This is a genomic window from Ruegeria sp. H7 (assembly GCF_056532945.1).
The window spans coordinates 93,631-108,518 of sequence record NZ_JBQFNZ010000001.1 but is presented as its reverse complement, the minus strand read 5'-3'; the positions used below and the strand labels follow the sequence as shown (position 1 = coordinate 108,518).

Here is a 14,888-nt window from a genome sequence, read left to right as displayed (position 1 = left end):
GCTCTCCCTTACTCTTCATCCACGCCGTATTCGGCGTCCAGCTTGTTCATGCGCCAGGCGTAGTTGAAGATCAGCACCAGAAAGACCAGGATCGAACCCTGCTGGGCGAACCAAAAGCCCAGATCGGTGCCGCCAACAGAAATGCCGGACAGCAGCGGACGCAGCAGAATGCCGAATCCAAACGACACCAGCGCCCAGATCGCGAGGCTGATGTAGATGAGGCGCAGGTTGGCCTGCCAATAGCCCTTATCGGCTTCGGCAGTCTGCGCGGAGTTTGTAGATTGATCCGCCATTGCGGGTTCCTCCTTCGCTTCCTCGTTGGGCGGCCCGTTGCCCAACTCCTCCAGTGCTGCGGGCCGCTTCTCGATGTTTCCAAACGCCCCGTGACGTCCGGCATAACTTCTCTGTTCCGCCAGGGCGGTTCATTGAAGTATTCTGTTGTAGGATCAAAGCCTTGCGGCCTTTCTCCTCCCCTTACTTCATCGCGTCGCTGACGATCACCTCCAGGTCGCGCGCGATGTCCTCAATCTGGCCCATGGCGTTTGTGCGTTTCAGCACGCCTTGGGTTTCGTAGTAGCTGATCAGCGGTGCGGTCTGCGCGTGATAGGCGGTCAGGCGCGAAGCCACCGTTTCCGCGTTGTCATCCGCGCGACGCTTGAACTCGGTGCCGCCGCAATTGTCGCAGGTGCCTTCAACGGCGGGCTGTTTGAACCGGTCGTGATAGCCTTCGCCACAGCCTGCGCAGGTGTAGCGGCCCGAAATGCGGATCACCATTTCGGCGTCTTCAACCTCAAGGCTGATTGCGGCGCTGATCTTCTGGTCGTTTTCCGCCAGCAAGGCATCCAGCGCCTCGGCCTGAACAGTTGTACGAGGGAAGCCGTCAAGGATGACACCCTTGGCGCAATCGGGTTCCGCCATACGGTCGCGCAGGATGGCGATGACGATCTCGTCACTGACCAGATCGCCAGCCTCCATTACTGCTTTTGCCGCATTACCTGCCTCGGTGCCTGCGGCCACAGCGGCGCGCAAAAGATCGCCCGTGCTGAGTTGAACGAGGCCGAATTTGTCCTCAAGCATCCGGGCTTGCGTACCCTTCCCGGCGCCCGGAGGCCCGAGAAGGATCAGAACAGCGGGGGATATGGTCGTGGCAGCGTCCATCACATCCTCACTTATTCGCACGGTTTTCGATCAGGTCTTCGACAACCGAAGGATCGGCGAGTGTCGACGTATCGCCCAGGCTGTCAAAGTCGTTCTCGGCAATCTTGCGCAGGATACGGCGCATGATTTTGCCTGAACGGGTCTTGGGCAGGCCCGGGGCCCACTGGATTACATCGGGCGAGGCAATCGGGCCGATCTCGGTCCGAACCCATGTGCGCAACTCTTTCAGCAGATCATCCGAAGGTTCGCGATCATTCATCAAAGTGACATAACAATAGATGCCTTGTCCTTTGATTTCATGGGGATAGCCCACAACGGCGGCCTCGGCCACAGCGGCATGCGCGACCAGAGCGCTTTCCACCTCGGCCGTGCCCATGCGGTGACCGGATACGTTGATCACGTCATCCACACGGCCGGTGATCCAGTAGTCGCCATCTTCGTCGCGACGGCAGCCGTCACCAGTGAAGTAATAGCCTTTGTAGTCCGAGAAATAGGTCTTCTCGAACCGCTCATGATCACCCCAGACGGTGCGCATCTGACCGGGCCAACTGTCTTTGATGCACAGAACGCCTTCGACGCCGTTGCCTTCGATCTCGACGCCGGATTGGGGGTCCAGAACCACGGGCTGAATGCCAAAGAACGGCTTCATCGCCGAACCGGGCTTCATCGCATGTGCGCCGGGCAGGGGGGTCATCAGGTGACCGCCGGTTTCCGTCTGCCACCATGTATCCACAATGGGGCATTTTCCTTTGCCGACGACCTCATTATACCAGTTCCAGGCTTCGGGGTTGATCGGCTCACCCACGGTGCCCAAGGTCCGCAGATCGCTCAGATCACATTTCTCGACCCACTCGTTGCCCTGACCCATCAGGGCGCGCAGTGCAGTCGGCGCGGTGTAAAACTGGTTAACCTTGTGCTTTTCGCAGACCTGCCAGAACCGGCTGGCATCCGGATAGGTCGGCACACCTTCGAACATCAGTGTGGTCGCACCATTGGCCAGCGGGCCGTAGACGATATAGCTGTGGCCGGTCACCCAGCCGACATCCGCCGTACACCAATACACGTCGCCTTCGTGATAATCGAACGTGATCTCATGCGTCATGGCAGCGTAAACCAGATAGCCGCCGGTGGTGTGCACAACGCCTTTCGGTTGGCCGGTCGAGCCGGATGTATAGAGAATGAACAGAGGATCCTCGGCGCTCATCTCGGCGGGCGCACAGTAGTCGTCTGCCTCTAAGGCCATCTCATTGTAATCATAGTCCCGGCCATCGATCCAGGTGGTCTGACCGCCGGTGCGCTTGACGACAAGACATTTCACCGTGTCCTTACAGTGCAACAGGGCTGCATCCGCGTTCGATTTCAGTGGCGTCTTGCGTCCGCCGCGCGGTGCTTCGTCGGCGGTGATTACAACCTTGGCATCGCAGCCGTTGATCCGCGCCGCCAGCGCGTCCGGCGAGAAACCGGCGAACACGATGGAATGGATCGCACCAATGCGTGCGCAGGCCAGCATGGCATAGGCCGCCTCGGGGATCATCGGCAGGTAGATCACCACGCGATCGCCTTTGCGCACACCCAGTGATTCCAGAATATTCGCCATCCGGCAGGTGCGGCGGTGCAACTCGGCATAGGTGATGTGCTGGGCAGGGTCGTTTGGATCATCCGGTTCCCAGATGATCGCTGTCTGATCGCCCCGCGTCTCCAGATGACGGTCCAGACAATTGGCCGAGACGTTCAGCGTACCATCGGCATACCAGTTGATCTTGACCGAGCCAAAGCTGTAATCGACGTCTTTGACCTGAGAGAAAGGCTTGATCCAGTCAACGCGCTTGCCCTGTTCGGCCCAAAACGCGTCAGGGTCGCTGATCGAAGCTGCATACATCGCGTCATATTTCGCAGCATCGACATGCGCACGTGCGACGGTTTCTGCGGATGGCGGATAAGTCTTGGCATCTGCCTGGGCAGCGGTGGTCATTTTTGAGGCTCCTCCCTCTGGACTGGATTTCACTGGGTCATTTCTTTCCCCAAGATCGGGCAAAGTCGATCCCATTCCTCCCCGATCGCAGTATGGCCGGGTTCAGAAAATAATGAAATAAATTGCCGTAATCCTTGAATTTGTTTGTCAAAAAATTTCTTTCCGTTGGGTAAATGTGTAAACAAAGCCTAAACTTTTGATTAAATATTGTTAAAAAACAAAAGCTAAGTTGTAATGATGATAACGGCGCTGGCTTGCCCTCAGGCTTCCATGATGGGTGGGTGGATCCGCTGGATGTACCGATCAAGCGCCTCTCGAAGTGTCCGGCAAAACTTTGCCAATCTCTGTGCAGGGTTGGCATCGGCGAATGTTGGCGCTAGCTTTTTTCCAAGCGCCTCGGGAGGAGGTGCACATAAGGGAGAGATCACATGAAAAAGATGTTGAGCGGTGCTGCCGCCGCCGCAATAAGCATTGCCTTTGTCGCCGAGGCATCAGCGACCGAATGGAATGCCTCGGTCTGGGGCAAGCGCCGGGCCTTTACCGAACATGTCGAAAAACTGGCCGAGCTGGTGAATGAAAAAACCGGCGGGGATTTTACCATCAATGTCAGCTATGGCGGGTTGTCCAAGCCGCGTGAGAATCTGGACGGGATCGAGATCGGTGCCTTCGAGATGGCGCAGTTCTGCGCAGGTTATCACCGCGACAAGAACCGGGCGATTACCGTTCTGGAACTGCCATTTCTGGGGGTAAACAACCTGGCGGAAGAGGTTGCCGTCAGCCACGCGGTCTATGACCATCCCGCCGTGCAGGATGAGATGGCGCAGTGGAACGCGCGCCTGCTCATGACCTCGCCCATGCCGCAATACAATCTGGTCGGCACCGGCGACCCGCGCGATCAACTGGCCGAGTTCGAAGGCATGCGTGTCCGTGCAACCGGTGGTCTTGGGCAGGCGTTTGAAGCGGTTGGAGGGGTCCCGACCTCGGTTCCGGCCACCGAAGCCTTCAACGCGATGGAATCCGGCGTGGTCGACACAGTGGCCTTTGCCCAGCACGCGCATCTGTCCTTTGGCACGATCAATGAGGCTGATTGGTGGACGGCAAACCTGAACCCCGGCACGGTGAACTGCCCGGTTGTTGTCAATATCGACGCGTATGAAGCCTTGTCACCGGAACACCGCGAAGCGCTCGACAGCTCGATTGACGAGGCCATCGATCACTATCTGGCCAATTACGGCGGTCTGCTGGAACAGTGGGACAGCGTTCTGGAAGAAAAGGGCGTGACCAAGGTGATGATCGATGATGCGGTCATCGAAGAGTTCCGCACCAAGGCCGCTGATCCGATCCGTGAACAATGGATTGCCGACATGTCCGCGCAAGGTCTTCCCGCACAAGAGCTTTATGATCTGGTTCAGTCCACGTTGCAGCAACAGCGCGGCGGCAACTGATCGTATCTCCGGGCGCTCGGTCAGGGTGCCCGGAGATCCCTGACATAAAGGATCACCGGAATGGCAGGTACAGCCACGGTGCTGGAAGACGGCAGCCGCCTCAGCCAGCTGGATCAGCGTCTGCTGACGGTCGAGCGTTTTTTGGCGTTGATCAGCGGTCTTGCCGTATTTGGTCTGATGGTTCTGGCCGTCGTCTCGGTCAGCGGGCGAAACGCAATCAACGCACCTTTGCCCGGCTATGTGGACTGGATCGAGCAGGCCATGCCCCTGATTGCCTTTCTGGGCATCTCCTACGTTCAGCGGGACGGCGGGCATATCCGGATGGATATTGTCATCTCGCGCCTGCGGGGACGTGCCTTGTGGTTGTTCGAGACGGTGTCGGTCATCCTGATCCTGGTGTTGATGCTGGCGTTGGTCTGGGGCAGTTGGTCCCATTTCGACCGGTCCTTCGATTTTGGTGCGCCGTTATGGAGCCGCGACAGTTCCATCGACATCGGAATACCTCTGTGGCCCGCCAAGCTGTTGGCACCGGTGGCGTTTTCCGTTCTGTGTCTGCGGCTGGTCTTGCAGGTCTGGGGATACGGGCGCGCATTTGTACTGGGGCTGGATGCGCCGGTGGCTGTGCCCCTGATCCAGGACGCCGCCGCACAGGCCGCAGCCGAGGCTGATCAGTTCGAAGGGCAGGACTAGCGCATGGATACGATCGAGATCGGCCTTTGGGTCACAGGTGGCCTGCTGGTTCTGGTTGTAACCGGTATGCGAGTGGCCTTTGCAGCGGGTCTGGCCGGGTTGTTCGGCCTGATCTGGATCTTCTGGGCCAAGTTCGGCTACGACCCTGACCGGTTCGGCAAGGCCGTCACCGTTGCCGTCAAAACAGCGGGGCAGGTGCCGCATTCCAAGGTGGCGGCCCATACACTCAGCCTGATCCCGACCTTCATCCTGATCGGATATCTGGCCTACTACGCCGGTCTGACCCGAGCGTTGTTCGAAGCGGCCAAACGCTGGATTGCCTGGGTGCCGGGCGGGTTGGCCGTCTCGACCATCTTCGCCACCGCAGGATTTGCCGCCGTGTCCGGCGCGTCGGTGGCCACCTCTGCCGTATTCGCCCGCATCGCCATCCCCGAGATGCTGAGCGTCGGATACAACAAACGCTTCGCCGCTGGTGTTGTGGCCGCTGGGGGCACATTGGCCTCTCTCATCCCACCATCAGCGATCCTTGTGATCTACGCAATCATCGTCGAACAGGACGTCGGAAAACTGCTTCTGGCCGGGTTCATACCGGGGGCATTTTCAGCCCTTGTCTACGGGCTATTGATCGTTGGGATCGCGGTTGTGTTCAAATCCGTTGGCCCCCCCGTCACCGGCTTCAGTTGGAAGCAACGTTTCGCTGCTCTGCCGGGCGCAATCCCCATCGTTGCCGTCATCCTGATCATCATCTGCTTTGTCTACAACCCGTTCGGAGACAAAGCCTGGGGTACCCCAACCGAAGGCGGCGCAATTGGCGCTTTCATCGTGTTCTGCTTCGCCCTGTTTCATGGCATGCGCTGGCCCGAGTTCAAATCCGCCCTGCTGGAAACGGCCAAACTGACGGCCATGATCTTTTCGATCATCTGGGGCGTTTTGATCTATGTGCGCTTTCTTGGCTTCGCCGACCTGCCGGGCGCGTTCTCGGACTGGATTACCTCTTTGGAAATGTCCCCGATGCTGATCCTGATCTGCATCCTTCTGGCCTATGCCGTGCTGGGCATGTTCATGGACGCAATCGGCATGCTGTTGCTGACCCTTCCGGTGGTTTATCCGGCGGTCATGGCCCTGAACGGCGGTGAAACCGTCAGCGCGGCCGAGAGCGCCTTTGGCATGTCTGGCCCCATGTGCGCCATCTGGTTCGGAATACTGGTGGTTAAAATGGCCGAGTTCTGTTTGATCACGCCCCCAATCGGATTGAACTGTTTCGTCGTCGCAGGCGTGCGGCCGGATCTGAGTGTTCAGGATGTCTTCAAAGGCGTCACACCTTTCTTCATCGCAGATGCTGCGACGATTGCCTTGCTTGTGGCGTTCCCGGGGATCGTTCTCTACCTGCCGTCTTTGGCCGGGTAGAGCCATGCGAGGCTCTGCCTCGCGCTCCGGGATATTTTTGGCCAGATGAAGAAACGGATCCTTAACCATTCTGATGGAAAAGAGTTCTGCGGTACAGGCGGGGACGCCGATGACCGCGCCAGGTGAAGCTCTCTGGCCGGTCGGTCAGAGGGCGGATCCCTGCTTCATCTCGCTATAAATATCCCGGGGGAGTCGCCCGCAGGGCGGCGGGGGCAGAGCCCCCTTTGCCGGCCATGGCTCAAGCAGTGATCGGTTGGGCTACTATCCCGCCCGCATCAGCATCCCAAACAGGTCGCGCGGGTCGTCGGGGTCAGCGAGCATATCCAGCGGTTCGTAGAAATCGGTCCCCTCGACCACGCTTTTGATCACGCGCAGGGCCGAGAAATCCTCAATTGCGAAACCCACGCTGTCGAACAGGGTGATTTGCCTGTCATCGGTGCGACCTTCGATCTGGCCGGTCATAACCTGCCAGATCTCGGTGACGGGGTAATTAGGTTCAAGCGCCTGAATCTCACCCTCGATCCGCGTCTGCTCGGGGTATTCCACAAATATGTCCGAGCGCAGCAGGATATCGCGGTGCAGTTCGGTTTTGCCGGGGCAATCGCCGCCGATTGCGTTGATGTGAACACCGGGTCCGACCATGTTGTCGGTCAGGATGGTGGCGTATTTCTTGTCGGCAGTGCAGGTGGTGATGATCTGAGCACTCTCGATCGCTTCCTCGGCCGTTTTACAAGCCACCACGTTCAAGCCCTTGCCGTGAAGGTTTGCCGCGCATTTGGCGGTCGCGTTTGCGTCGATGTCGTAGAGGCGAACGGTTTCGATCCCGCACATTGCTTTGAACGCAAGGCATTGGAATTCGGACTGCGCGCCATTGCCGATCATAGCCATGGTGGTCGCGCCCTTGGGCGCAAGATATTGACCCACCAGTGCCGAAGTGGCTGCAGTTCGCAGCGCCGTCAGAATGGTCATTTCCGTCAACAGAGTGGGGTAGCCGGTGTAAACATCTGCCAGCAAACCAAAGGCGGTGACAGTCTGCAGCCCCTCGGAAGTGTTCTTCGGGTGGCCGTTGACGTATTTGAACCCGTAAGCCTCACCATCCGATGTTGGCATCAGCTCGATCACCCCATGTGGTGAGTGCGCTGGGATGCGCGGGGTTTTGTCAAAGCTTTCCCACCGTTTGAAATCGGCTTCGATCTGAGTGGCGATTTTGGCGATCATCGCTTCGACGCCGATGTGGTGGACCAGCCGCATCATGTTGTCGACGGACACGAACGGGACCAGGGCCTTGTCGGAAGGTGCAGTCATCAGAAGCTCCGTGTGGGGCGGTCAAAGATCCGGCGTCCCATCAGCGACGCAGTCAGATCCACCATCAGTCGTGCGGTGCGCCCGCGTTCGTCCAGAAACGGGTTCAGTTCCACCAGATCGAGCGAGCTGACCAATCCGCTTTCATGCAGCAGTTCCATGGCCAGATGCGCCTCACGTTCAGTTGCGCCGCCGGGCACGGTGGTTCCGACCGCTGGCGCAATGGCCGGATCGAGGAAATCCACATCCAGCGACACGTGCAGCAGGCCGTTTTCGGCCCGAACCCGATCCAGAAATGCCATCAGAGGTGCTTTGATCCCGTGTTCGTCGATACTGCGCATGTCGGCCAGCATGGCCTGGTCCTGCTCGAGAACCGCGCGTTCGGCGGGATCGACAGAACGCAAGCCGATCATGCCGACCCGATTTGTAGGCACTGTGGCGGGCAGGGGCGGAAACGCCTCGAACCCCGGCTGGCCAGTGAAATAGGCGACCGGCGTGCCGTGCAGGTTTCCGCTGCCGGTGCTGGTCGGCGTATGAAAATCGCTGTGGGCGTCGAGCCACAGGACAAATAGCGGGCGGTCGATCTGTTGTGCATATGCTGCCATTCCGGCAACGGTGCCCATCGACAAGGCGTGATCCCCGCCCAAAAAGACCGGTGTTCCTTCGGGCGCGGCCTTCTGCGTTGCGCGGCTGAGCGCGCTTGTCCAACCCACGCATTCGGGCAGCGAAAACAGGTGTTCATGTTCCGGCATCTGCACCGCGTCAGGGGCCACATCGCCCCAATCGGTGACAGTATGCCCCAACTCGGCCAGCGCGGTTTCCAACCCGGCAACACGATAGGCATCGGGGCCCATTCGGCACCCCTGACGCCGTTTGCCGGCATCCAGGGGTGCACCGATCAATATGATGTTCTTGATATCCATGTGTCCATTTAACCGTTCGATATATCTTGCTGGAAGACGGCAAATTGTTCAAAATGAACTTAAGAAATCCGAAACGGAAACAAGTTATGGACGAACTGGACAATCGACTGATCAGCGCGCTGCACCGGGATGCGCGGGCGTCCCTGTCTGAACTGGCTGAGACGCTGGGGGTGACCCGCACAACCGTGCGCAGCAGGATGCAGCGGTTGAAACAGTCGGGTGAGATTGTCGGCTTTACGGTTCTGACTCGCCGCGATGTGGCGCAAAGCCCGGTGCGTGGGTTGATGATGTTGGAAATCGAAGGGCGCGGGACCGAGCGTACGATGGCCCGTATCGGTGCAATGCAGCAGGTACGGGCCGTGCATTCCACCAACGGCAGCTGGGATCTGATTGCCGAGATCGGAACCGAAACGCTGGTCGAATTGGACGAGGTGATTTTTCAGATCCGCAGGATGGAGGGGATCACCCGATCCGAGACGAACCTGCTGCTGTCTACTCGCAAGGGTCGGTTCTGACAGGGCATAGCGCTTTGACCCGGAAGGAATTTGTGACAGAGTTTCTTTGCGTGTCGCCCCAAAGGGGCGCGTCAGACCAAGGGGCTGGCGTCGCACACGGTTAAGAAAACGGCAGGGACGCGCAGCATGACAGCACAGGACCACAGCGACGAGTCCAAGGCGATGCAATGGGCTGAAAAGCTGACCGGGATGCTAGAAAAACCCTGGGTGCGTATCGCCATTCCGGTTCTGGTCACAGCGATCGCTTTGACGGTTCTGCACGAGCTGTCATCACATGTGAAATGGGCGGATGTGCAATCCGACATCGCCGCGACGCCCTGGACTTTGCTGCTGGTCGCCCTGTTCTGGGCCGGAGTAAGCTATTTTTCCTTGTCCTTGTATGACGTCTTTGCGGTGCAAAGCGTAGGCGGTGGCAAGGTACCCTTGCCGATTGCGGGCTTGGCGGGGGCCAGCGGTTATGCGGTCTCCAACTGCTTGGGGTTTTCCTACATCACCGGCACAGCGATCCGGTACCGGATCTACGCCTCGCTGGGCCTCGACCTTGGGCGTGTGGCCGGGGTGATCGCCACGTCCTGGGTTGCGTTCTGGATGGGGTTGGTTCTGATCCTTGGGGTATTGCTAACGCTGCATCCCGATGGGATCTCCAAAGTCCTGCCGATCAGCGAAACGGTCGAGACGATCATTGGCCTGTGTTTGCTGACCGGGTTGGTCGCAGTGTTCTTCTGGTTGGCAAGTGGAGGGCGCCGGTTCTCGTTCGCAGGGTTTGAGTTCAACCTGCCGGGTGGCAAGCTGGCCAGCTTGCTGACGCTGGCGGCCTTGGGCGACCTTCTGGGTGCGTCGATGGTTTTGTACGTGCTCATGCCCGACGATCTGGGCGTCGGATTTCCCTATTTCTTCACGATCTACGTGGCCGCCATTGCGGTCGGTATCCTCAGCCACGCGCCCGGAGGGATCGGCGTGTTCGAAGCCACCTTGATCGCGGGGCTGGGGGCCTCGGGTCGGTCGGACGTGATCGCTGCGTTGCTGTTGTATCGGGTTGTTTACACCTTTGTTCCTTTTGCAATTGCCAGCTTGTCCATTGCAGTCGCCTCGGCCCTGACACAGCGCCACCGGATTGGCGGGGCAGCGGTTTGGGTGTACCGGGCCATCCGCCCGATTGTGCCGATGGTCGCAGCGGGTGTGACCGCAACCGCAGGTATCATCCTGTTGGTTTCGGGCGCGTTGCCGTCGAATTCCCAAAACCTGAGTGTCTTGCGTGACGTGCTGCCCTTGTCCTTTGTCGAGGCGTCGCATCTGGCGGGCAGCGCGGTGGGGGTTTTGCTGCTGCTGGTTTCGCGGGGTCTGTTCCGCAAACTCTACCGGGCGTGGGTCGTGGCGATGTTGCTGATGGTGGCGGGCTTTGCCGCCTCACTCGCCAAGGGGTTGGACACGCATGAAGCCATTGGCCTGTTGGTCACGATTGCCGTGTTGGCGCTGTTCCGAGGTGCGTTTTACCGGGTCAGCGGGGCGTCGATCTTCCGGCTGAACATCCCCTGGCTGATCAGCGTGGTCGTATTGCTGGCGGTGATCTTCTGGATCGGTCTTTTTGCCTATTCCCATGTTGAATACCAGAATGCGCTGTGGTGGGAATTCGCGTGGAACGGCGACGCCTCACGCTTCCTGCGATCCAGCCTTGTGGTGGCGGTAATCGTGGGCATCGTGGCCGTGACCTCGTTGTTCGGGCGCGAGATACCGGCACCGGTCCGCACCGAAATCCCCGAGGTCGTCGAGCGGCTGGTGATGGAGAGTGAGGACACCGAATCCCAAATCTCCCTGACCGGAGACAAGCAATTCCTGATCGCTCCGGATCAGACAGCATTCATTGCCTATGCCGACACCGGCAACGCCATCATTTCCAAGGGCGAGCCGGTAGGGGATGAAAAGGCCGGGCAACAATTGGTCTGGCAGTTGCGAGAGATGGCGGATCGTGAAGGCAAGCTGTGTGCGTTTTACAGCGTTTCGACCAAGTATCTGCCGACTTTTCTGGATCTGGGCCTGTCGATCCTGAAAATCGGTGAGGTCGCGCGCGTGCCGCTGCAAGATTTCTCGCTGGATGGAAAATCCCGCAAACGGTTCCGGCAGGCCAAGAACCGGGCCGAGCGGGAAGGGTATGTGTTCGAGATCATTCCGAAAGAAAACCTCGCGCCGATATTGCCGGAGCTGCGGAAAATCTCGGATGACTGGCTGGCGCAGAAAGCAGGGGCTGAAAAAGGCTTTGCCCTGGGCGGATTCGACGACGACTACCTGTCCTATTTCGATCATGCGGTGCTGCGAAATGGTGAGACCGGGCAGATCATGGCCTTTGCCAACCTGTTTCAAGGCGGCAACAAGTCGGAACTGTCACTGGATCTGATGCGGTATGAACCCGACAGCCCCAGTTTTGTCATGGATGCGCTGTTTGCTGAGATGATGGTCTGGGGATCCGAGCAGGGGTTTCACTGGTTCTCGCTGGGCGCGGCCCCGTTTTCAGGCATTGAAAACCGCCAGTTGGCCTCGCTCTGGAACCGGATCGGCGGGTTTGTCTATGAACATGGCGAGCAGTTCTACCACTTCGAAGGGCTGCGCGCGTTCAAACAGAAGTTCGACCCGGAATGGAGCCCGAACTATCTGGCCAGCCCCGGCGGACTGGCCGCGCCGCGCATTTTGTATGAGGTGAATATCCTGATTTCAGGCGGGCTGCGCGGGCTGACAAAGTAACGCCTAGTTTAGACTCGCCCCGGTGGGGTCCTGTTGCAATAGGTCGCCCCAATCGGTGCGATACGCCATCTCGGCCAGAACCGTTTCCGGCAGGAACTCCTGGTTCTGACGAATTTGCCATCCGCCACCGAGGCCTTTGTAAACGGCGACCAAATTGCTTGAGACCTGTTGCCGTGCCTCGATCAAATTAGCCTGAGACCGCAAGAGCGCGGTTTGCGTATTCAGAACACGCGAATAGTCAGCGATCCCGTCACGATATTGGCTGACCGCAATATCCGCGGCCTTGCGCGAGGCATCGACGCTTTGCTGGTACAGCCCGACCTGCTTGCGGGCCTGCGCATAGGCGACCATGGCGCTTTCGACCTCGGAATAGGCGGTCAGGACGGTGTTCTGGTAATTGGCGATCAGCGCCTGATAGGCCGCGTCCTGTGCGCGGACATTGTTCTTGATGCGCCCATAGTTCAGCACGTTCCAGACCACGCCCGCGCTGGCCAGACCCGTCGTGCTGTTCGAGCTGAACAGATCGCGCCCGCCCGAGGCCTGCAAGCCGATCGAGCCGGACAACACGAATTGTGGATACAGGTCCGCCATGGCGATACCCACCTGCGCCGATTGCGTGGCGGCCGCCAGTTCCGCCGCGCGCACATCCGGACGGCGACGCAGTAATTCTGCCGGAACACCCACGGCGACATTGGACCGGGCGGAAGGGATGCGCCCGAAGTTGCCCAAAAGGCTGGTCATCCGTGAGGGCGTTGCGCCAAGCAAGACGGCCAGCGCATTCTTGGTTTGTTGCAGGTCGCTCTCTAACTCGGGCACCAAGGCTTTGGTATTGTTCAACAGGGCGGTGGATTCCTGAACGTCCAGTTCGGTTGTGACGCCGTTGTTGAAACGTAGCTGGGTCAGGTCCAGCGACTCTTGTTGAAGGGTGATGTTTTCGCGGGCAACGGCCAAAGATTCCTGCAAGGCACGGATATTGACATACAGTGCCGCCACATCCCCGGTCAGCGTCACCAGCGCGTCATCGTAATTGGCAACCTGAAGGGCAAGGTTCGACCGTGCAGCCTGAACACCCCGTCTTTGCGCGCCCCAGACATCCAGCTCCCATTGCGCATCAAAGCCTACTTGCGAGGTCGAAAACTCGGTATCCAGCGGGATGATGCGGTTGATATCCGAGATCGGCCCAAGGTTATCGCTGATCTGTCGCCGTTCCAGAGATCCACCAATTGCCTGCGACTGAGGGTAAAGCTCGCCAAAGGCGATCCCCAACTGCGCGCGGGCCTGCAACACACGGGCTCCGGCAACCTGCAAAGTCAGGTTCTGGGCATAAGCCTCGGCCACCAGCTTGTTGAGGGTGGGGTCATTGAACGTCTCCCACCACTTCACCACCGGCGCGCTGCGCGAGGTCAGGCCGCTTGGCCCTGTGCTGGGGCTGTTGACCTCGATCCACTCTTTCACGACCGGAGAGTTCGGGCGCACGAAATCCGGGCCAACCGGCGTGCAGGCGGTCAGCATCGCTGCGCACAGGGCCGTTCCCATCAGGTATCGAAAGGGTTTGGCCCGTGTCATGCTCTGCGTCCTCAAATGTCCAGCGGTCGGATGAAATTGGCGAAGGAGTAGAGGCGGATATTGATGCGCCTCAGAAACTCAAAGCTTTTGCCCTGACCGGTATAGATGGCGACGGCAGCGTGACCGCCGGCGGGAAGAATATGGTCTTCGGGCAGATCGACCGTGATCTGAACCGCGATCCGACCGGGCAGTTTCGGCAATTCGAAACCGGGCAGGCGGCCCGAGGGTAGATACTGACCCTGTCGCGTCGCCCACCAGATCGCCTCGACCTTGCCGGGTAGGATTTCGCCGGGATATAGATCAAGGGCGACCTCAACCTCTTGTCCGACCTCGACGAATTTCAGGTTTTGCTGCCGGAACGTTGCCAGAAGATAGGGGTTATCCTCGGTCACGAAGCTGGCGATTGCGCCCAGTCGAATGTCACCGACCACAAGACCGGGGCGGGCCTGTTGTGAGACGATCATGCCGTTTTCCGGGGCATAGATCGTTGTGTTGTTTAAGAAATACTCGGCCTCGGCCAATTGCGCCTGCGCTTGCAGAATGCCGGTATTCACACCGTCGATCTGGGATTCCTGCGCGAGAATAGATTTTTGCAAATTGGCTTCGGCTTGTTTCACCGCCGCCTGATCCTCGGTCACTTGTTCGTTCCAGCGATCCAGCTCATCCTGTCGTGCACCTCCGGCAGGAACGAGGTTCTCGTATCGCGCCTGCTGGGTGAAGGCATAATCCAGTTGTGCAATGGCCCGCTCAACCGCTTCGGTCGAGGCGATGACATCCTGTTCCAGAATTTTCGCGTTCTGCTGGGCAGCCACCAACTGCGCCTGCGCATTGTCCACCGCCAGCGAAAACACCGTGTCGTCGAAGCGATAGAGCGGATCGCCCTTGGTGACGGGAGTGTTCGGTTCCACCAGAACTTCGGTCAGGATCGTCGGCTGCGTTAGCTTGGGTACGATCTGAATGGTGGACCGTACGACGTGACTGTCGACCGAGAAAGGCTGGAAGAACCGCAATGCGACCAAGAAGATCAGCAACAGATGCGCACCGACCCAGAAGGATACAATCCCCCAGGCGATGTTGAACTTCAGCCACTCCATCTTGAAGAAGATGAACCAGACGAAAATGATGTAGAAAAGCGTGATGCCCAGGGCGACGAACATGTGCGGATGTTTCCTTT

General features: G+C 59.0%; 12 protein-coding genes. 5 read left to right on the top strand and 7 right to left on the bottom strand.

Annotated features, from left to right (window positions below):
• Positions 1–8: 8 nt before the first annotated feature.
• From ACR0AC_RS00480 to acs, 3 genes are all read right to left on the bottom strand, one after another.
• On the bottom strand, positions 9–293 hold the full coding sequence (locus ACR0AC_RS00480) for a DUF4212 domain-containing protein (protein WP_170451294.1): 285 nt from the start codon (positions 291–293) through the stop codon (positions 9–11).
• Positions 294–474: 181 nt separating this feature from the next.
• Positions 475–1,158 carry an adenylate kinase gene (locus tag ACR0AC_RS00475; protein WP_170451292.1) on the bottom strand — a complete coding sequence of 228 codons (684 nt, stop codon included), beginning with the start codon at positions 1,156–1,158 and terminating at the stop codon, positions 475–477.
• Between the two features lie 7 nt (positions 1,159–1,165).
• Positions 1,166–3,130, bottom strand: a complete 1,965-nt coding sequence (gene acs / locus ACR0AC_RS00470; protein ID WP_480871624.1) for an acetate--CoA ligase — start codon at positions 3,128–3,130, stop codon at positions 1,166–1,168.
• 428 nt (positions 3,131–3,558) lie between these two features.
• Here acs and ACR0AC_RS00465 point away from each other — a divergent pair, with 428 nt between their 5' ends.
• From ACR0AC_RS00465 to ACR0AC_RS00455, 3 genes are read left to right on the top strand one after another with little or no spacing between them, the layout of a single operon-like run.
• On the top strand, positions 3,559–4,575 hold the full coding sequence (locus ACR0AC_RS00465) for a C4-dicarboxylate TRAP transporter substrate-binding protein (protein ID WP_170621674.1): 1,017 nt from the start codon (positions 3,559–3,561) through the stop codon (positions 4,573–4,575).
• A 60-nt stretch (positions 4,576–4,635) separates the two neighbouring features.
• Positions 4,636–5,265 (top strand): TRAP transporter small permease, encoded by a 630-nt coding sequence (locus tag ACR0AC_RS00460; RefSeq protein WP_170630200.1) that lies wholly within the window; start codon positions 4,636–4,638, stop codon positions 5,263–5,265.
• A 3-nt stretch (positions 5,266–5,268) separates the two neighbouring features.
• Positions 5,269–6,672, top strand: coding sequence for a TRAP transporter large permease (locus tag ACR0AC_RS00455; protein WP_170451282.1), 1,404 nt, complete (start codon positions 5,269–5,271; stop codon positions 6,670–6,672).
• A 261-nt stretch (positions 6,673–6,933) separates the two neighbouring features.
• On the opposite strand, the gene ACR0AC_RS00450 is transcribed toward ACR0AC_RS00455, so the two are convergent.
• Together ACR0AC_RS00450 and rocF are read right to left on the bottom strand one after the other, a co-directional pair.
• Entirely contained in the window at positions 6,934–7,977 is a 1,044-nt protein-coding gene (locus ACR0AC_RS00450) for an ornithine cyclodeaminase (protein ID WP_170621676.1), read from the bottom strand.
• Entirely contained in the window at positions 7,977–8,897 is a 921-nt protein-coding gene (gene rocF, locus ACR0AC_RS00445) for an arginase (RefSeq protein WP_170451277.1), read from the bottom strand. The genes ACR0AC_RS00450 and rocF overlap by 1 nt, the downstream gene beginning before the upstream one ends.
• 86 nt (positions 8,898–8,983) lie before the next feature.
• Between rocF and ACR0AC_RS00440 the strand changes: the two genes are divergently transcribed.
• Together ACR0AC_RS00440 and mprF are read left to right on the top strand one after the other, a co-directional pair.
• Entirely contained in the window at positions 8,984–9,412 is a 429-nt protein-coding gene (locus tag ACR0AC_RS00440) for an Lrp/AsnC family transcriptional regulator (protein WP_170451276.1), read from the top strand.
• A gap of 126 nt (positions 9,413–9,538) precedes the next feature.
• A complete protein-coding gene (gene mprF, locus ACR0AC_RS00435) occupies positions 9,539–12,148 on the top strand; it encodes a bifunctional lysylphosphatidylglycerol flippase/synthetase MprF (RefSeq protein WP_170451275.1) in 2,610 nt (869 codons plus the stop codon).
• Positions 12,149–12,151: 3 nt separating this feature from the next.
• On the opposite strand, the gene ACR0AC_RS00430 is transcribed toward mprF, so the two are convergent.
• Both ACR0AC_RS00430 and ACR0AC_RS00425 read right to left on the bottom strand, forming a co-directional pair.
• On the bottom strand, positions 12,152–13,714 hold the full coding sequence (locus ACR0AC_RS00430) for an efflux transporter outer membrane subunit (protein WP_170451273.1): 1,563 nt from the start codon (positions 13,712–13,714) through the stop codon (positions 12,152–12,154).
• 11 nt (positions 13,715–13,725) lie between these two features.
• Positions 13,726–14,871, bottom strand: coding sequence for an HlyD family secretion protein (locus ACR0AC_RS00425; protein ID WP_170621679.1), 1,146 nt, complete (start codon positions 14,869–14,871; stop codon positions 13,726–13,728).
• Positions 14,872–14,888 lie beyond the last annotated feature (17 nt).